This is a genomic window from Geodermatophilus sp. DF01-2 (genome assembly GCF_004571065.1).
Classification (GTDB): Bacteria; Actinomycetota; Actinomycetes; order Mycobacteriales; family Geodermatophilaceae; genus Geodermatophilus.
In genome coordinates, this window is sequence record NZ_SPQN01000029.1 from 1 (window position 1) to 18491 (window position 18491).

13 protein-coding genes, 1 pseudogene and 1 riboswitch are annotated in these 18491 nt (G+C 72.2%); of the genes and pseudogenes, 8 read left to right on the forward strand and 6 right to left on the reverse strand.

The genetic code is table 11. The features are described 5' to 3' along the window. The 4 genes and pseudogenes from E4P41_RS09925 to uvrB form a co-directional block, all read right to left on the reverse strand. Positions 1–287 (reverse strand): annotated as a pseudogene (locus E4P41_RS09925) (PD40 domain-containing protein); the annotation flags it as partial. A 12-nt stretch (positions 288–299) separates the two neighbouring features. Continuing rightward, positions 300–1406, reverse strand: coding sequence for a TerC family protein (locus E4P41_RS09930; protein WP_135141054.1), 1107 nt, complete (start codon positions 1404–1406; stop codon positions 300–302). 152 nt (positions 1407–1558) lie between these two features. After that, the gene (locus tag E4P41_RS09935; protein WP_135141056.1) at positions 1559–2722 is read right to left on the reverse strand and encodes a TerC family protein; all 1164 of its coding nucleotides are present in this window, start codon (positions 2720–2722) and stop codon (positions 1559–1561) included. A gap of 457 nt (positions 2723–3179) precedes the next feature. Next, on the reverse strand, positions 3180–5309 hold the full coding sequence (gene uvrB, locus E4P41_RS09940) for an excinuclease ABC subunit UvrB (RefSeq protein ID WP_135141058.1): 2130 nt from the start codon (positions 5307–5309) through the stop codon (positions 3180–3182). Positions 5310–5772: 463 nt separating this feature from the next. Between uvrB and glgX the strand changes: the two genes are divergently transcribed. The 5 genes from glgX to E4P41_RS09965 all read left to right on the forward strand — a co-directional run bounded on the left by glgX (position 5773) and on the right by E4P41_RS09965 (position 14103). Next, the gene (glgX, locus tag E4P41_RS09945) at positions 5773–7887 is read left to right on the forward strand and encodes a glycogen debranching protein GlgX (protein WP_135141060.1); all 2115 of its coding nucleotides are present in this window, start codon (positions 5773–5775) and stop codon (positions 7885–7887) included. A 17-nt stretch (positions 7888–7904) separates the two neighbouring features. Then, complete coding sequence (gene treY / locus E4P41_RS09950; protein WP_245177235.1) at positions 7905–10334, forward strand: malto-oligosyltrehalose synthase; 2430 nt, start codon at positions 7905–7907, stop codon at positions 10332–10334. Between the two features lie 240 nt (positions 10335–10574). After that, a riboswitch (cyclic di-AMP (ydaO/yuaA leader) is annotated at positions 10575–10763 on the forward strand. 2 nt (positions 10764–10765) lie between these two features. Beyond that, positions 10766–11440, forward strand: coding sequence for a transglycosylase family protein (locus tag E4P41_RS23620; RefSeq protein ID WP_135141064.1), 675 nt, complete (start codon positions 10766–10768; stop codon positions 11438–11440). 169 nt (positions 11441–11609) lie between these two features. Further along, positions 11610–13364, forward strand: a complete 1755-nt coding sequence (gene treZ, locus E4P41_RS09960; RefSeq protein ID WP_135141066.1) for a malto-oligosyltrehalose trehalohydrolase — start codon at positions 11610–11612, stop codon at positions 13362–13364. A 1-nt stretch (position 13365) separates the two neighbouring features. Continuing rightward, positions 13366–14103, forward strand: a complete 738-nt coding sequence (locus E4P41_RS09965; protein WP_135141068.1) for a dihydrofolate reductase family protein — start codon at positions 13366–13368, stop codon at positions 14101–14103. A 25-nt stretch (positions 14104–14128) separates the two neighbouring features. Here E4P41_RS09965 and E4P41_RS09970 read toward each other — a convergent pair whose 3' ends face one another. Beyond that, positions 14129–14515, reverse strand: a complete 387-nt coding sequence (locus E4P41_RS09970) for a type II toxin-antitoxin system VapC family toxin (protein ID WP_135141070.1) — start codon at positions 14513–14515, stop codon at positions 14129–14131. Continuing rightward, positions 14512–14748, reverse strand: coding sequence for a type II toxin-antitoxin system Phd/YefM family antitoxin (locus E4P41_RS09975; RefSeq protein ID WP_135141072.1), 237 nt, complete (start codon positions 14746–14748; stop codon positions 14512–14514). Before E4P41_RS09975 ends, E4P41_RS09970 begins: the two co-directional genes overlap by 4 nt. A gap of 94 nt (positions 14749–14842) precedes the next feature. Here E4P41_RS09975 and E4P41_RS09980 point away from each other — a divergent pair, with 94 nt between their 5' ends. The 3 genes from E4P41_RS09980 (at position 14843) to E4P41_RS09990 (ending at position 18444) form a co-directional block, all read left to right on the forward strand. After that, on the forward strand, positions 14843–15571 hold the full coding sequence (locus E4P41_RS09980; protein WP_135141074.1) for an OBAP family protein: 729 nt from the start codon (positions 14843–14845) through the stop codon (positions 15569–15571). A 47-nt stretch (positions 15572–15618) separates the two neighbouring features. Beyond that, on the forward strand, positions 15619–16698 hold the full coding sequence (locus tag E4P41_RS09985; RefSeq protein WP_135141076.1) for an ATP-dependent DNA ligase: 1080 nt from the start codon (positions 15619–15621) through the stop codon (positions 16696–16698). A 186-nt stretch (positions 16699–16884) separates the two neighbouring features. Further along, positions 16885–18444 carry an alpha/beta hydrolase gene (locus E4P41_RS09990; RefSeq protein WP_135141078.1) on the forward strand — a complete coding sequence of 520 codons (1560 nt, stop codon included), beginning with the start codon at positions 16885–16887 and terminating at the stop codon, positions 18442–18444. Positions 18445–18491: the final 47 nt, after the last annotated feature.

Sequence of the window (18491 nt, forward strand, 5' to 3'; positions counted from 1 at the left end):
GCACCGCCGGCCGTGGGCAGCAGGTGCAGCTGCGGCGGCCGGCCCGGCTCGGCGCCCAGGTAGGCCAGCCAGCGGCCGTCCGGGGAGAACGCCGGGGCGGTGTCCCGCGTCCCGGAGGTCAGCGGGCGGGCCGGTGCCGAGCCGTCGGTCGGCACCGCCCACAGCCGGCTGCCGTCGGCGTCCGCGTCCAGGTCGGCCCGGGTGACGGCGACGACGGCCATGCGGCCGTCCGGGGACACCGCCGGGACGCCCGGCGTGCGCAGCAGCGCCAGGTCATCAGGGCGCACGACGGGAAGCGGTCAGCGGTGGCGGGTGTCCTCTTCGACCTCGTCACGCTGCGCCCGGAGCTCCTCGGCCCGGTGCTCGGCCTCGGCCAGCGCCTCCGGGCCGGTGGAGCGCACCTGCTCGGCGACCTCCGGGTCCGTGGGTGCGGGCTCGGCCACCTGGCCGCGCGTCTTGAGCAGGCTGGCGACCGTGGCGATCACGAGGACGCCGATGATGATGGTCAGCGACAGCCAGATCGGGATGGTCGGGACGGCGTCGATGTGCTCGCCGTTGTTGATGAACGGCAGCGTGTTCTCGTGCAGCGCCTCGAGGACCAGCTTGACGCCGATGAAGGCGAGGATCACGGCGAGGCCGAGCGAGAGGTACACCAGCCGCTTGAGCAGGCCGCCCAGCAGGAAGTACAGCTGTCGCAGCCCCATGAGCGCGAAGACGTTCGCGGTGAAGACGATGAACGGCTCGCGGGTGAGTCCGAAGATCGCCGGGATGCTGTCGAGGGCGAAGATCAGGTCCGTCGTCCCCAGGGCGAGGAAGACGATGATCATCGGCGTCCAGAGCTTCCGGCCGCCCTCGACCACGCGGATCTTGCTGCCCTGGAAGTCCGAGGTCATGGGCAGCACCCGGCGCATCCGCCGGACGAGCGCGTTCTCCTCGTAGTCCTCGTCCTCGTTGCGGTGCCGGACCAGGTTGATGGCCGTGTACACGAGGAAGATGCCGAAGAAGTAAAACACCCAGGTGAAGCGGGAGATCAGCGCGGCGCCGGCCAGGATGAAGACGCCGCGCAGCACCAGCGCGATGATGATCCCGACCATCAGGACCTCCTGCTGCAGGTGCCGCGGCACCCGGAAGCGGGCCATGATGATCACGAAGACGAAGAGGTTGTCCACCGAGAGCGAGTACTCGGTGAGCCAGCCGGCGTAGAACTCCGTCGCGTACCTGCCGTTGGTGACGATGAGCAGGACCACTCCGAAGAGCAGCGCCAACGCCACGTAGAAGCTGACCCACACACTCGCCTCCTTGAAGGAGGGTTCGTGCGGGCGGCGGGCGACGAGGGCGAGGTCGGCGAGCAGCAGAGCCGTGAGCCCCACGAACGTCGCGACCTCGAACCAGACCGGAAGCTCCACGGGCGACGACTCTACGGGGCGGCTCCCGGTGTCCGTCGTCCGCCATCCCGCACAGCCGGACCGCTCTTCGTCACAGTCCGATCGCGGGCCGCTCAGCCGCGCGCCGGGCCCGCCCCCACGAGGGCGGGCCCGGCGCCCGGCCGGTCGGGAGGTCAGCCGCGCCGGCGGGGGGACCCGCTGGGCGCGTGGTGGTGGGCGTCGGCGACCGGGGCGTCGTGCGGGGACGGCGGGGCCTCGTCCGGGCCGGTGGCGTGCGGGTCGTGGTCGCCGGGGCCCTGCGCGATGAGCCCCTCGCGGCCGGCGGCCTTGTCGCCGGCGCCGGTGGGCGACTGGGCGCCGTGGGCCCGGTCGCGGCGGATCTTGGCCAGGCTGGCCACCGTCGTCACCAGCAGGGTCACCAGGATGACCACGAGGGACAGCCAGGTCGGGACCTCCGGGATGATCTCGACCGGCTCGCCGCCGTTGATGAACGGCACCTCGTTCTCGTGCAGCGCGTGGATGAGCAGTTTCACGCCGATGAAGCCGAGGATGACCGCGAGGCCGTAGGACAGGTAGACGAGCCGGTCGAGCAGGCCGTCGATGAGGAAGAACAGCTGTCGCAGGCCCAGCAGCGCGAACGCGTTCGCGGTGAAGACCAGGTAGGTCTCCTGGGTCAGACCGAAGATCGCCGGGATCGAGTCGACGGCGAACAGGATGTCGGCGCTGGCGATGGCGACGAGGGCGATCGCCAGCGGCGTGATGTGCCGCTTGTCCTGCAACTTCACGACCATCTTGTCGGAGTGGTACTCCTCGGTGGTCGGCACCACGCGGCGGGTCAGCCGGAGGACGCTGTTCTCCTTGAACTCCTCGTCGTGCGAGTGGCCGCCGCTGCGGGCCTGCGCCCAGGCGGTCCAGATGAGGAAGCCGCCGAAGATGTAGAAGATCCAGCTGAACTGCTCGATGGCGGCGGCGCCGACGAAGATGAACACCGTCCGGAGAACCAGGGCGAAGGCGATGCCGAACAGCAGCACCTTCTGCTGGAGTTCCCGGGGCACCGCGAAGCTGGCCATGATCAGGACGAAGACGAAGAGGTTGTCCACCGAGAGGCTCTTCTCGGTGATGTAGCCGGCGAAGTACTCGCCGCCGTACTGTCCCCCGGCGAACCAGAGCACCAGCAGGCCGAAGAGGACGGCGATGCCGATGTAGACCGCCGACCAGATGGCCGACTCGCGCAGCGACGGCGCGTGCGGGGTGCGCACGTGGCCGACGAAGTCGAACACGAGCATGCCGACGATCGCGGCGATCGTGACCGCCCACACCCAGAACGGGACGTCCAAGGCAGAACCTCCGGTGACTCGGCGGCACGCGAGGCGCCGCGATGCCAGACCTGAGGTCTCTCCCGCCGCCTCCCTCTGAGGTGGCCGACGGCGCCGGGGGTCCATGGGGACCCCGTACTGACGACACCGCCGCGTGGGGATACTCCCCTCCACGAAGAACCGCGGACGCCAGCCCCCGACTGCGGGAGCCGCCATCACGCGGTTGCTTTCCCCAGAGACGCTGATGCGAAGCACGGTGTTCCCGGATGAGGGGATTCTCATCCCGCCGAGGCGCCCAGGCCGGTGGGCGCACCGCGAGCACGGGCGGCAGGCCGCCGGGACGGGCGGCCCCCTCCAGGGCGCCGTCGGCCCCGTCCCGGGCCCCGCCCTGAGCCTGCGAAGGGTGGCGCAAGGACCCCCTTGCCCCCCACCGCTCGCACGCTCGCGCCGGGACCCTGCAAGGGGGCCAGGTCGTCTGTCAGGCGTGCGCGGCGTCGAGCTGCCGCAGCTCCTTCTTCAGCTCGGTGAGCTCGTCGCGCAGCCGGGCGGCCACCTCGAACTGCAGCTCCCGTGCAGCGGCCAGCATCTGGTCGTTCATCTGGGTGATGAGGTCGGCCAGCTCGTTGCGCGGCAGCCCCTGCACGTCGATCCCGCCGGCCTTGCCCTGGGCCACAGAGCCGGCCTTCTTCGACGACAGCCCCGGAACCGGTGCCTTGCCGCGGGACTGCTGCCGGCCGGAGCCGCCGACCAGCTCGACGCTCTCGGCGTCCTCCGCCGCACGGTAGATGCCGTCGAGGATGTCGACGATCTTCTTGCGCAGCGGCTGCGGGTCGATGCCGCGCTCGCGGTTGTAGGCGATCTGCTTCTCCCGCCGCCGGTTGGTCTCCTCGATCGCCTGCGCCATCGACGGGGTGACCGTGTCGGCGTACATGTGCACCTGGCCGGACACGTTGCGCGCCGCCCGGCCGATCGTCTGGATCAGCGACTTGCCGGACCGGAGGAAACCCTCCTTGTCGGCGTCGAGGATGGCGACCAGTGACACCTCGGGCAGGTCCAGCCCCTCGCGCAGCAGGTTGATGCCGACCAGGACGTCGTACTCGCCCTGCCGGAGCTCGCGGAGCAGCTCCACCCGGCGCAGCGTGTCGACCTCCGAGTGCAGGTACCGCACCTTGATGCCCAGCTCGAGCAGGTAGTCGGTGAGGTCCTCGGCCATCTTCTTGGTCAGCGTGGTGACCAGCACCCGCTCGTCCTTCTCGGTGCGCAGCCGGATCTCGTGCACGAGGTCGTCGATCTGGCCCTTGGTCGGCTTGACCACGACCTCCGGGTCGACCAGGCCCGTCGGGCGGATCACCTGCTCGACGACCTCGCCGCCGGTACGACCCAGCTCGTAGTCCCCCGGCGTGGCGGACAGGTACACCGTCTGGCCGATCCGGTCGGTGAACTCCTCCCACTTCAGCGGGCGGTTGTCCATCGCCGAGGGCAGCCGGAAGCCGTGCTCCACGAGGGTGCGCTTGCGGCTCATGTCGCCCTCGTACATGCCGCCGATCTGCGGCACGGTCACGTGCGACTCGTCGACGACCAGCAGGAAGTCGTCGGGGAAGTAGTCGAGCAGGCACGAGCCGGCGGTGCCGGGCGAGCGGCCGTCGATGTGCCGCGAGTAGTTCTCGATGCCGGAGCAGAAGCCGACCTGGCGCATCATCTCGATGTCGTAGGTGGTGCGCATGCGCAGCCGCTGGGCCTCCAGCAGCCTGCCCTGCCGCTCCAGCTCGGCCAGCCGCTGCTCGAGCTCGGCCTCGATGCCCGAGATCGCCCGCTCCATGCGCTCCGGGCCGGCGACGTAGTGGGTGGCCGGGAAGACGAACAGCTCGTCGACCTCGCGGATCACCTCGCCGGTGAGCGGGTGCAGGTAGTAGAGCCGCTCGACCTCGTCGCCGAACATCTCCATCCGGACCGCGAGCTCCTCGTAGACCGGGAAGACCTCGATCGTGTCGCCCCGGACCCGGAAGGTGCCGCGGGTGAACGAGAGGTCGTTGCGGGTGTACTGCTCGGTGACCAGGGTGCGCAGCAGCTCGTCGCGGTCGCGCTCCTCGCCCACCCGGATGCGCAGCGCCCGGTCGACGTACTCCTGGGGGGTGCCCAGGCCGTAGATGCAGGAGACCGTGGCCACCACGACGACGTCCCGGCGGGTGAGCAGGCTCATCGTCGCCGAGTGCCGCAGCCGTTCGACCTCCTCGTTGATCGAGGAGTCCTTCTCGATGTAGGTGTCGGTCTGCGGGACGTAGGCCTCGGGCTGGTAGTAGTCGTAGTAGGAGACGAAGTACTCGACGGCGTTGTCCGGCAGCAGCTCACGGAACTCGTTGGCCAGCTGTGCGGCCAGGGTCTTGTTCGGCGCCATCACCAGCGTCGGCCGCTGCACCTGCTCGATCAGCCAGGCGGTCGTGGCCGACTTGCCGGTACCGGTGGCACCCAGCAGGACGACGTCCCGGTCGCCACCGTCGACTCGCTCGGCCAGCGCCTGGATCGCGGCCGGCTGGTCGCCCGAGGGCTGGAACTCGCTGACGACGCGGAAACGCCCCTGGGTGGGGACGATGTCGGTGGTGGCGCGCACGGGGACGACGGTACGACCCACCGGTGACAGGACGGCACCTGTGACGGGACGGCGCCCGTGGGCCGCCCGTGCACTCGCGGGACGGGCGGGACCGCCGGGCTGGCGGACGGTGCTTGCACGTGGTGGGGTCCGCGCCTAGCGTCCCCGGTCGCAGGAGCGGTCACCGCCGAGGACCAGCGCCACCCGGGGTCTCGAGCCCCGGACGAGGTCGGACCCGGCGTCGCTGCCCCGGCCGGACCTGCGCACGACGCCCCCCGCGGAACCCTCCGCGGGGGGCGTCGTCGTCCCCGGCAGGATGCGGTGAGGGACGTCTCCGGCACCCGTGGCCTGCGGAGGGTTGGACCGCGACGCGCGCGGGCACGAGAGGCCGGAAGACCCCGCGCACCGACCTCCCCACCGAGCCCCATGGCGGGGAGGCCACCGGCCCCCGTTCCGGGGGCGCCAGCACAGGAGGACCCCGTTCATGACCCAGGTGTGGCCTGGTACCGCCTACCCCCTCGGCGCCACGTTCGACGGCACCGGCACGAATTTCGCCATCTTCAGCGAGGTGGCCGAGAAGGTCGAACTCTGCCTGTTCGACGCCGACGGCAACGAGGAACGCATCCGGCTCCCCGAGATGGACGGCTACGTCTGGCACGCCTTCCTGCCCGGAATCCAGCCCGGCCAGCGCTACGGCTACCGGGTGCACGGCCCCTACGACCCGTCCCAAGGCCTGCGCTGCAACCCGAACAAGCTGCTGCTCGACCCGTACGCCAAGGCGATCGACGGCCAGATCGACTGGGATCCGTCGGTGTTCGGCTACGACTTCGACAGCGGTGAGCGCAACGACGAGGACTCCGCCGCGCACATGCCGAAGTCCGTCGTCGTCAACCCCTACTTCGACTGGGGCGTCGACCGCCCACCGCGGACGCCGTACCACAAGACCGTCATCTACGAGGCCCACGTCAAGGGCCTGACGATGACCCACCCCGACGTCCCGGAGGAGCTGCGCGGCACCTACGCCGGCATCGCCCACCCGGCGGTCGTCCAGCACCTCCAGGACCTCGGCGTCACCGCCATCGAGCTCATGCCCGTGCACCAGTTCGTGCAGGACGACACCCTGCAGCAGAAGGGCCTGCGCAACTACTGGGGCTACAACACGATCGGCTTCTTCGCCCCCCACGACGAGTACGCGAGCAACACCGACAACGGCATGCAGGTGACCGAGTTCAAGGGGATGGTGCGCACCCTGCACGAGGCGGGGATCGAGGTCATCCTCGACGTGGTCTACAACCACACCGCCGAGGGCAACCACCTGGGCCCCACGCTGTCGTTCAAGGGCATCGACAACCGCGCCTACTACCGGCTGGTCGACGACGACCCGCAGTACTACATGGACTACACGGGCACCGGGAACTCGCTCAACGCCCGGACCCCGCAGGCGCTGCAGCTGATCATGGACTCGCTGCGCTACTGGGTCACCGAGATGCACGTCGACGGCTTCCGCTTCGACCTGGCCTCGACGCTGGCCCGCGAGCTGCACTCCGTCGACCGGCTGTCGGCCTTCTTCGACCTGGTGCACCAGGACCCCGTGGTCAGCCAGGTGAAGCTGATCGCCGAGCCGTGGGACGTCGGCGAGGGCGGCTACCAGGTGGGCAACTTCCCCGCCCTGTGGACCGAGTGGAACGGCAAGTACCGAGACACCGTCCGCGACTTCTGGCGCGGCGAGCCCTCGACCATCGGCGAGTTCGCCAGCCGGCTCACCGGCTCGGCCGACCTCTACCAGCACTCCGGCCGGCGCCCGGTGGCCAGCATCAACTTCGTCACCGCGCACGACGGGTTCACCCTCACCGACCTGGTCTCCTACAACGAGAAGCACAACGAGGCCAACGGCGAGGGCAACAACGACGGCGAGAGCCACAACCGCAGCTGGAACTGCGGGGTCGAGGGCGACACCGCCGACGAGAAGGTGATCACCCTGCGCGCCCGGCAGCGGCGCAACTTCCTGGCCACCCTGATGCTCAGCCAGGGCGTGCCGATGCTGCTGCACGGCGACGAGCTCGGCCGCACGCAGCAGGGCAACAACAACGGCTACTGCCAGGACTCCCCGCTGACCTGGATCCACTGGGACGAGGTCGACGAGGGGCTGCTCGAGTTCACCAGGCTGGTGACCCGGGTCCGCACCGAGCACCCGACGTTCCGCCGTCGCCGGTTCTTCCACGGCCGGCCGGTGCGCCGGGGAGAGGGCGACCCGGTGCAGGACGTCGCCTGGTTGACCCCCGGCGGCGAGCTGATGACCGAGGACGACTGGGACGCCGGCTACGCCAAGTCGATCGCCATGTACCTCAACGGGCACGGCATCCGGTCCACCGACGAGCGCGGTGAGGCGGTCGTCGACGACCACTTCTACCTGGCCTTCAACGCCCACCACGAGCCGATCGACTTCACCCTGCCTTCGGAGGAGTACGCCGGGGCCTGGACCGTCGTCCTGGACACCGCGGAGATGGACGAGGTGGAGCCGCGGGAGCTCAAGCCGGGCGAGACCATCACGCTGCAGGACCGCTCCATGGTCGTGCTCAGCGCGCCCCGTCGTTCATGAGCGGGCCGGTCGTGAGCGTGAGCGGGACCACGGGGACCGAGGACGGGTCGACGACCGGGTCCACGGGGCGCGGGGACGAGGGGACGGGTGAGCCGCAGAGCGACGGGCGAGCCCGCCGTCGCGACGTCCCCACCGCGACCTACCGGCTGCAGGTCAGCGCCGACTTCTCCCTGGACGACGCCGCCGCCGTGGCCGGCTACCTGGCCGACCTCGGGGTCAGCCACGCCTACGCCTCGCCCCTGCTGCGGTCGGCGTCGGGGAGCACGCACGGCTACGACACCGTCGACCACGCGCACATCGACGAGTCGCGGGGCGGGCAGGCCGGGTTCGACCGGCTGGTCGCGGCGCTGCACGAGCACGGGCTGGGCCTGGTGCTCGACCTGGTGCCCAACCACATGGGGGTCGCCGACCCGGCCGAGGCGCCCTGGTGGTGGGACGTGCTGCAGCACGGGCGGGACAGCGCCCACGCCGCGGCGTTCGACATCGACTGGGAGTTCGGCGACGGCCGGGTGCGCATCCCCGTCCTGGGCTCCGCGGACGACGTCGAGAAGCTCGAGCTGGTGGACGGCGAGCTGCGGTACTACGACAACCGCTTCCCCATCGCACCGGGCACCGAAGAGGGGACGCCGCAGGAGGTGCACGACCGGCAGCACTACGAGCTGGTCGACTGGCGGCGGGCCGACCGCGACCTCAACTACCGGCGGTTCTTCGCGATCAACACCCTGGCCGGGCTGCGGGCGGAGGACCCGGAGGTCTTCCGCGCCACCCATGACCTGGTGCTGCGGCTCGTCGAGGACGGCGCGGTCGACGGGCTGCGGATCGACCACCCGGACGGTCTGGCCGACCCCAAGGGCTACCTCGACCGGCTGGCCGAAGCCTCCGGCGGCCGGTGGACCGTGGTGGAGAAGATCCTCGAGCCCGGGGAGGACCTGCCGGAGAGCTGGGCGACCGCGGGGACGACGGGCTACGACGCGCTCGCCGAGGTCGACGACGTCCTGGTCGACCCGGCCGGCGAGGCGGCCCTCACCGCGCTCGACACCGAGCTGTCCGGCCGGCCGGTCGACTACGCCGAGCTGGTGCGCGCCTGCAAGCGCGAGGTGACCGACGGGATCCTCGGTTCGGAGGTGGCCCGGCTGGTGCGGGTCATCGGTGAGCTCGGGGGGGCGGGCATTGCCGCAGTCGACACCGGGACGCAGGAGGAGGCGCTGGCCGAGCTGCTCGCGAGCTTCCCGGTCTACCGCACCTACCTGCCCGACGGCCGGGAGCACCTGGACGCCACCGTGGCCGCCGTCCGGGAGCGCCGTCCCGACCTCACCGCCGCCCTGGACGCGCTGCACCCGGTGCTGTCGCAGGCCGGCACCGAGGCGGCGACCCGCTTCGAGCAGACCAGCGGCCCGGTCATGGCCAAGGGTGTGGAGGACAGCGCCTACTACCGGTGGGCGCGGTTCGTGGCGCTCAACGAGGTCGGCGGCGATCCGGCCCGGTTCGGTGTCACCGTCGACGAGTTCCACGAGGCGCAGCGGCGCCGGGTGGAGCGCAAGCCGGAGTCGATGACGGCGCTGACCACGCACGACACCAAGCGCAGCGAGGACGTGCGGGCCCGGCTGGCGGTGCTCGCCGAGCTGCCCACCGAGTGGGCGCAGCTGGTGCGCGAGCTGCTCGACCGGCACCCGCTGGGCGACCCGCCGATGGCCCACCTCGTCTGGCAGAACCTGGTCGGCGCCTGGCCGCTGTCCCGCGAGCGGGCGCACGGGTACGCGGAGAAGGCGGCCCGCGAGGCGGGGACGTCGACGACCTGGACCGACGTCGACGAGGAGTTCGAGGCCCGGCTGCACGCGCTCGTCGACGCCGCGTTCGACGACGCGCGGACGAACGCGGCGATCGAGCGGTTCGTCGCCCGGATCGCGCCGTCCGGCCGGTCCAACTCGCTGTCGCAGAAGCTGCTGCAACTGACGATGCCCGGCGTCCCCGACGTCTACCAGGGCACCGAGCTGTGGGACCTATCCCTCGTCGACCCGGACAACCGCCGCCCGGTGGACTACGCGCTGCGCCGCCGGCTGCTGGCGCAGCTGGAGGCCGGTGAGGTGCCGACGGTCGACGAGACCGGTGCGGCCAAGCTGCTGGTGGTGTCCCGCACGCTGCGGGCCCGTCGCGAGCACCCGGAGTGGTTCGCCGGGTACGAGCCGGTGACGGCGACCGGGTCGGCGGCGGGCCACGTGGTCGCCTACGACCGGGGGTCCGGTGAGCAGGGCGGCGCGGTGACGGTGGCCACCCGGCTGCCGGTCGGGCTCGCCGGCGCCGGCGGGTGGGGCGACACCGCGCTGCCACTGCCCAACGGCTCGTGGCAGGACCTGCTCACCGGCGGTCGCTACGTCTCCGATGCCGCCGGTCTGCCGCTCGCCCCGGTGCTCGAGCGGCTCCCGGTCGCGCTGCTCGTCCGGAACTGAAGAAGGACTCCCTGCCCTCCACCACTCGCAAGCTCGCGGCGGGACCCTGCAGGGAGCCGAAGTGAGATGCACGTCACGTTCCCGCGGGTGCGCCGATCCCGCGGGGACGTGACCAGCGGTTCCGCCCGACCCGGTTCCGGCGGCCTCCCGTGTCACCCGGGTTGCCTCCCGGGACGGGAGATGCCTCGTCGTGACCTGCCCGTTACCTTGACCCGGCACCCCCGTCCGAGACCGGGTGCCGGAGCCGATCCGCCGAACCCCGTCCGTCGGCCTCCGTACCTCCTGCACAGCCAGGACGGGGGTGGGGGACCCACCTCGGTGCCCGGCCGGTCCCGCCGGGCGCCTCGGGGTGAAGCCGTGTGCGCACGGCCGGGGCACCGATCGCCCCGAACCCGACAGCTCACCCCACAGGCGGCGGATCGGGAGTACCCATGCGCTCGTCCACGTCCACGTCCCCCATCGGCGGCCACCGCGCCGCGAAGGCCCAGCGCGCGAGGCGACTGGCCCGGAGGACCGCCCTCACCGCCGGCGCCGCGGCCGCCTCGCTCGGGGTTCTCGCCGCCCCGGCATCGGCGGCCACGCCGAACGACTGGGACGCCGTCGCCCAGTGCGAGTCCAGCGGCAACTGGAGCATCAACACCGGCAACGGCTACTACGGCGGCCTGCAGTTCAGCCCCAGCACCTGGGCCGCCTTCGGTGGGCACGAGTACGCGCCCAACGCCCACCTGGCCAGCAAGGCCGAGCAGATCGCCGTCGCCGAGCGCACGCTCGACGGCCAAGGCCCGGGCGCCTGGCCGAACTGCGGCAGGAGCCTGGACCCGGACGCCCCCGTGTGGGGCTCGGCCCCGGCCGCGGCACCTGCTCCGGCTCCGGCTCCGGCACCTGCTCCGGCTCCGGCACCTGCTCCGGCTCCGGCACCCGCTCCGGCCCCGGTCGCCGAGGCCGCCGGTGGGGCGACCCACACCGTCCGGTCCGGAGACACGCTGTCGGAGATCGCCCGGGAGCACGGCGTCGCGGGCGGCTGGCGGGCGCTGTACGCGGCCAACGACGAGCAGATCAGCAACCCTGACCGGATCTACGTCGGCCAGGTGCTGCGGCTGCCCTGAGTTCCGCACGGCAGCCGGGGGAGCCCTTTCCCCGGCTGCCGGTGGCCGGCTCCTCCGCACGCGCTCCGGCCACCGGATGCGACGCCGGTCGCCGTGATCGCGTGGTTGGCGGCCGTTCCCGCGGGCATCACCTCCCGGGACATCCCGCCCGACCTCTGGAGGCCTCTGCATGTCCGCTGCCGTCGAGTTCGCCGTCTGGGCGCCGGTCCCGGAACGGGTCCGGCTGCAGGTCGACGGGTCGGTGCACGAGATGCGCCGGGAGGCGGGCGGCTGGTGGCGGGCCGAGGTCGAGGCCGGCCCGGAGGCCGACTACGGCTTCCTGCTCGGCGACGATGACACTCCCCGGCCGGACCCGCGCTCGCGCCGCCAGCCCGAGGGCGTGCACGGGCTCTCCCGTCGCTACGACCCGGCGTCCTACGCGTGGGGTGACGGCGCGTGGACCGGGCGGCCGCTGGCCGGTGGCGTGGTCTACGAGCTGCACGTCGGCACCTTCACCTCCGAGGGCACCCTGGACGCCGCGATCGGGAAGCTCGACCACCTGGTCGACCTCGGTGTCGACTTCGTCGAGCTGCTGCCGGTCAACGGCTTCAACGGCACGCACAACTGGGGCTACGACGGCGTCCTCTGGTACACGGTGCAGGAGCAGTACGGCGGCCCGGCGGGCTACCAGCGCTTCGTCGACGCCTGCCACCAGCGCGGCCTGGGCGTCATCCAGGACGTCGTCTACAACCACCTCGGCCCGTCGGGGAACTACCTGCCGCTGTTCATGCCGATCTTCAGCGAGGGCGGCGCCAACACCTGGGGCAGCTCGGTCAACCTGTCGGGCCCGGACTCCGACGAGGTGCGGCGCTACGTCATCGACAACGCACTGATGTGGCTGCGCGACATGCACGTCGACGGGCTGCGGCTGGACGCCGTCCACGCGCTGGTCGACGAGCGCGCCACGCACGTGCTCGAGGAGATGGCCCAGGAGGTCGACCGGCTCTCCGTCGCGGTGGGCCGCCCGCTGACGCTCATCGCGGAGAGCGACCTCAACGACCCGCGGATGGTCACCCCCCGCGTGGCCGGCGGCACGGGGATCCACGCGCAGTGGAGCGACGACTTCCACCACGCGCTGCACGCCGTCCTCACCGGGGAGGGGCAGGGCTACTACGGCGACTTCGCCGCCGCCGGGCTGGCCGGGCTGGCCAAGACGCTGACCGGCGCCTTCTTCCACGACGGGGCGTGGTCGAGCTTCCGGCGCCGGCACCACGGCCGGCCGGTCGACACCGCGCTGCTGCCCGGCTGGAAGTTCCTCGGCTACCTGCAGGACCACGACCAGATCGGCAACCGGGCGGTGGGCGACCGCATCTCGGCGTCCCTCTCCCCCGGTCTGCTCGCCGTCGGCGCAACCCTGGTCCTGACCAGCCCGTTCACGCCCATGCTCTTCATGGGCGAGGAGTGGGGGGCCTCGACGCCCTGGCAGTTCTTCACCAGCCATCCGGAGCCCGAGCTGGGCAAGGCGACCGCCGAGGGCCGGATCGGCGAGTTCGCCGAGCACGGGTGGGACGCCGACGAGGTGCCCGACCCGCAGGACCCGGCGACCTTCACCCGGTCGAAGCTGGACTGGAGCGAGCCGGAGCGCGAGCCGCACCGGACGCTGCTCGCCGTCCACCGTTCCCTGCTGGCGCTGCGGCACGCCGAGCCGGACCTGGTCGACCCCGACCTGTCGAGGGTCGAGGTCAGCTGGGACGACGAGCAGCGCTGGCTGGTCGTGCGCCGCGGCGCACTGCGGGTGGTCGCCAACCTCGCCCACGCCCCGCGCGAGGTACCGCTGGACCGGGAGGCGACCGGCGTCCTGTTCGCGACCGGCGACGAGCCGGAGCTGGCGGGCCCGACGGTGACGGTGCCGGCCGAGAGCGCGGTCGTGCTCACCACCGCCTGACGTGCGGCGGCTGCTGCCCGGACCGCCAGCCGATCTCGACGACGCCGCGCTCGTCGAGGCCTACCGGCCACCCTCCGGGTCCTGGCTGCGGGTCAATTTCCTCGCCTCGCTCGACGGCGCCACCACGGTGGCGGGGCGCAGCAGGGGTCTGCAGGCACCCGGGGACCTGCGGGTGTTCCGGGTGCTGCGCGCGCTGGCCGACGTCGTCCTGGTCGGCGCCGGGACGGCGGCCGCCGAGGGATACCGGCCCATGCGTGCGGACAGTCCGCTCGGGCGCCTGCGGATGTCGATCGGCCGGCCGCCCACCGCGCCGATCGCCGTCGTCTCCCGCCGGGCCTCGCTGGATCCGGCCAGCGAGCTGGCGACCGGCGGGGCCTCGCGCACGATCCTGGTGACCTGCGCGTCCGCCGACGCCGGCCGTCGGGCCGCGCTCGCCGCGGTCGGCGTCGAGGTGCTGGTGTGCGGGGACGACGACGTCGACCTGCCGCTGGCCCGTGCGCGGCTCGCCGGGGCAGGTCTGGCACAGGTCACCTGCGAAGGCGGCCCGCAGTTGCTGCACGCGACGCTGCGGGCGGGGCTGGACGAGTTCGACCTCTCCATCGCGCCGGCGCTGGTGGGCAGCGGCGAGATCCCGCTGCTGCGGGAGCCGCTGGCCGACGTCGTCCCGCTGCAGCTGACCCAGCTGCTCGAGGAGGACGGCATGCTCTTCGCCCGTTACCTGCCTTGCGCCGCCCGCTGAGGGCTCCGGACCCGCGGCCCCGTCCTCAGCCGACCAGGCGGACCACGTCCCCGTAGCCGGTGAGCCGGTCGTCCGCCGTCAGGAGCACCGCGCCCTCGGCGACCGCCTGGGCGACGAGGAGCCGGTCGAACGGGTCGCGGTGCACGTCGGGCAGGTGCTCGACCGCCGCGGCGTGCTCCGCGGTGACGGCCAAGTGGTCCAGCGCAAGCTCGCTCGTCACCCGTCGGGTCCAGGTCCGGACGTCGGGACCCACGGACAGCTTGCCCAGGCGCTGCTTGATCGCCAGCTCCCAGACGCAGACCGCGGACAGCAGCCGCTGGTCGGCATCCACGAGAAGCTCCCTGCTCGCGCCGAGCCGGACGGACTGGTGAGTTGCCCACACAGCGACATGCGTGTCGAGGAGAACCTTCACTCCTCTCCCTCGAACGCTCGCTGCAGCTCCTCGGGTAGCGGCTCGTCGAAGTCGTCGGCGATCCAGACGTTGCCGCGGTCGAAGTCGAAGTTCGGCGTCCGCCGCGCCGGCCCCACCAGCCGGGCCACCACCTTCCCGCGGTTGGTGATCTCGATTTCCTCGCCGGCGGCCACCTTCTCCAGCAGCCGCGACAGGTGCGTCTTGGCCTCGTGCACCCCGACCGACGTAGTCATGTCAGCTAGTCTATTCGGCCGCCGACGCCCTCACGTGTCCGCTTCTTCCCGCGGGGTAGCCGCAGCGGAACCACCCGACGAGGGGAGTGAGCGCATGAACCCGGCGATCCGCGAACGACACAGCCCGGTCGCACCGGCCGGCGAGGGGAAGGGCGCGTGGCTGGCCGCGCTCGAGCAGGGCGCCCGCCTGCTGCAGGAGGCGACGCCCCTGAAGGGCTTCGACGTCTACGTGGTCGGCTTCCACTGCGCCAAGGACCGGCCGGACATGCAGATGGAGGCCCACCACTACTGCCGGGTGGTCAACGACGACCTGCTGCAGTGCGTCCTCTTCGACGGCAACACCCGGGACGCGAACCTCATCGGGATCGAGTACATGGTCTCGGAGCGGCTGTTCGGCACCCTGCCCGACGACGAGCGGCCGTACTGGCATCCGCACGACTTCGAGATCCTCTCCGGACAGCTGTGCGCACCCGGGCTGCCCGACGTGGCGGAGCAGGCGTTCCTGGCACAGCTGATGAACAGCTACGGCAAGACGTGGCACACCTGGCACACCGGCCGCCACGGCGGGCAGCCCGGCGACCGGCTCCCCCTCGGCGATCCGGCGCTCATGTGGTCGTTCAACCGCGAGGGCGAGTGCGACGAGGCCCTGAAGCGCGACCGCGACGAGACGATGGGCCTGGACACGGCGCGCAAGCGCGAGCAGCGGCAGTTCCTGGTCGACCGGGCGCACCCGCAGGTCGGCGTGGACGCGATGCGGAACCAGTTCTCCGGCACCGTCCCCGTTCCCGGAGTGGTCGACGTGCAGGAGGCTGGAGGGCCGTGACACCGACCGGCAGGACGTCGTCGGCGCCGGCTGCTTGACTGGCCGGCATGGACCTGCCCGTGCTGCCGCCGGTGAAGCCGATGCTGGCCAAGGCCGTGACCAAGGTGCCCACCGCCGAGGGCATGTTCTACGAGCCGAAGTGGGACGGCTTCCGCTGCATCGTCTTCCGGGACGGCGACGAGGTGGAGCTGGGCAGCCGCAACGAGCGCCCGCTCACCCGCTACTTCCCCGAGGTGGTCGCGGCGGTCAAGGCGGCGCTGCCGGAGCGCTGCGTGGTCGACGGCGAGATCGTCGTCCCCCGCGGTGACCGGCTGCACTTCGAGGCGCTGCTGCAGCGCATCCACCCGGCGGCATCCCGCATCACCCTCCTCGCCGAGCAGACTCCGGCGTCCTTCGTCGCCTTCGACCTGCTGGCGGTGGGCGACGAGTCGCTGCTCGAGGTGCCGTTCGCGGAGCGCCAGGCGCGGCTGCGCGAGGTGGTCACCGGCACCGACTCGGTGCACGTCACGGCGATCACCCAGGACGCCGACACCGCCCAGCGCTGGTTCCAGGAGTTCGAGGGCGCCGGATTGGACGGCGTCGTCGCCAAGCCCGCCGAGCTGCTCTACGGCCCCGACCAGCGGCTGATGACCAAGGTCAAGCACACCCGCACCGCCGACTGCGTGGTCGCCGGCTTCCGCTGGCACAAGAGCGGGCCGGTCGTCGGGTCGCTGCTGCTCGGCCTCTACGACGCCACCGGGGACCTGCAGCACATCGGCGTCGCGGCGTCCTTCCCGATGGCCCGGCGGGCCGAGCTGGTCGAGGAGCTGGCTCCGTACCGGGAGGAGGCGCTCGACGGGCACCCGTGGCAGGACTGGGCCAACGCGCAGACCGTCAACGGCGACAACGGCGAGGAGCACCGGATGCCGGGCGCGCAGAGCCGCTGGAACGCCGGCAAGGACCTCTCCTGGGTGCCGCTGCGACCCGACCTGGTCGTGGAGATCAAGTACGACCAGCTCGAGGGACGCCGGCTGCGGCACACCGGCCAGTTCCTCCGCTGGCGACCCGACCGTGAGCCGCGAAGCTGCACCTACGACCAGCTGGAGGTCCCGGTGCGCTACGACCTGGCGGAGGTCCTCGCCGGCTAGGGGCCCTGACCACGACCATCGCCGGTGAAGCCACTGCGGACGTGATCGTGCGCTCATCGTGGTCTCCCCCCCCCCCCCACCGTGAGACCACGATGAGCGCACAGCCGCGCCGCTCACTGAGGGGTGTGTCACCCGGTCGAGGCCCGTACCGGCACGCTCCGGATTCGGCTCATACCCTCGTGACCCATGCGCCTGTCCCGCGGCCTGGTCGCCGCTGCCTCCGGCCTGCTCCTGGCGGTCACCGGTTGCACCTCCTCCACCGACGACACGGCCGCGGAGTCGTCGGCGGCGGCCTCGTCGACGCCGGCCGAGCCGGAGGCCGCCGAGATCGCCTGGACCCCGTGTGACGACCAGATCCAGCCGCTGATCGCCGGCAGCCCGGGCAGCGAACGGGACCTGACCTTCGAGTGCGGCCGCACCGAGGTGCCGATCAGCTACGACGAGCCGCAGGGCGCGACGCTCCCGCTCTTCCTGGTCCGCGCGCGGCTGGCCGGCCAGACCGACCGGATCGGGTCGCTGGTGGTCAACCCCGGCGGGCCGGGGGCGTCGGGCGCCGACGCCGCGATCGGTCAGGCGCTGTCCCTGCCCGAGGACGTGCTCCGCCGCTTCGACGTGGTCGGCTTCGATCCGCGCGGGGTGGGGCTGTCGACGCCGGTGGAGTGCATCCCGGCCGACCTCAAGGACCGGGTGATCGCCGCCGAGCCGCGCCCGGTCACCGAGGCCCAGGTCGACGAGGCGTTCGCGCTCCAGCAGGAGGTCGCCGACGGCTGCGCCGAGGAGTACGGCGACGCGCTGGGCACCTTCAACACCGTCGACACCGCGCGGGACATGGACCTGCTGCGCCAGTCGCTCGGTGACGAACAGCTGACCTACCTCGGCTACTCGTACGGCACCACCCTGGGGTCCACCTACGCCGAGCTGTTCCCCGACCGGGTGCGGGCTCTGGTGCTCGACGCCGCCGTCGACCCGGACGACGACCCCCGCGCCGAGGCCGAGCAGCAGGCCGCTTCCCTCGAGGCCAGCTTCGACGCCTTCGCGGCCGACTGCGTGGCCCTCGTCTCCGGCTGCCCCCTCGGCCCCGAGCCGCGTCGCTTCCTCGAGGACCTGCTGGCCCAGGCCGCGGCGACCCCGATCCCGAGCGCGCTGCCCGGTGAGACGCGCCAGGCGACGCCGGGCGTGGTCATGACCGCCGTCCTGCACGCCCTGTACGACACCGGCCGCTGGCCGCAGCTGACACAGGCCCTGGCCGCCGCCCGGAACGGCGATGCGCAGGGGATCTTCTCGCTGGCCGACGCCTACTTCGGCCGGCTGCCGGACGGGACCTACACCAACCTCATCGACGCCAACCTGGCGATCAGCTGCGCCGACACCGACCCGGCCACGGCGGTGCCCGAGGAGGAGATCCGCGCCCTCGCCGCCGAGTGGGGGCAGCGCTACCCGCTGTTCGGCGCGGGCTCGGCCGTGGGGCTGCACACCTGCTCGGTGTGGGAGGCCGACCGCACTCCCGTGCCCGAGCGGGACGCCGAGGGCGCCGCGCCGATCCTGGTCATAGGCAACGCCGGCGACCCGGTCACCCCGCTGTCCGGCGCGGTGGACATGACCGAGGACCTCGCCTCCGGCGTCCTGCTGACCTGGCAGGGGCAGGGGCACACCGCCTACCCCAAGACCGACTGCGTCAACGCCGCGGTCAACGCCTACCTGATCGACCTGGTGGTGCCGCAGGACGGGCTGACGTGCCCGGCCTGAGCGCCTAGCGTGCGCCGGATGAGCTGGCGAGACGGGTCCGGTCGGTG

Excerpts from the sequence above, each read along its gene's own strand:
- glgX (WP_135141060.1), top strand. The coding sequence starts at position 5,773 with ATGACCCAGGTGTGGCCTGGTACCGCCTACCCCCTCGGCGCCACGTTC.
- E4P41_RS23620 (WP_135141064.1), top strand. The coding sequence starts at position 10,766 with ATGCGCTCGTCCACGTCCACGTCCCCCATCGGCGGCCACCGCGCCGCG.
- treZ (WP_135141066.1), top strand. The coding sequence starts at position 11,610 with ATGTCCGCTGCCGTCGAGTTCGCCGTCTGGGCGCCGGTCCCGGAACGG.
- E4P41_RS09975 (WP_135141072.1), bottom strand. The coding sequence starts at position 14,748 with ATGACTACGTCGGTCGGGGTGCACGAGGCCAAGACGCACCTGTCGCGG.
- E4P41_RS09980 (WP_135141074.1), top strand. The coding sequence starts at position 14,843 with ATGAACCCGGCGATCCGCGAACGACACAGCCCGGTCGCACCGGCCGGC.
- E4P41_RS09985 (WP_135141076.1), top strand. The coding sequence starts at position 15,619 with ATGGACCTGCCCGTGCTGCCGCCGGTGAAGCCGATGCTGGCCAAGGCC.
- E4P41_RS09990 (WP_135141078.1), top strand. The coding sequence starts at position 16,885 with ATGCGCCTGTCCCGCGGCCTGGTCGCCGCTGCCTCCGGCCTGCTCCTG.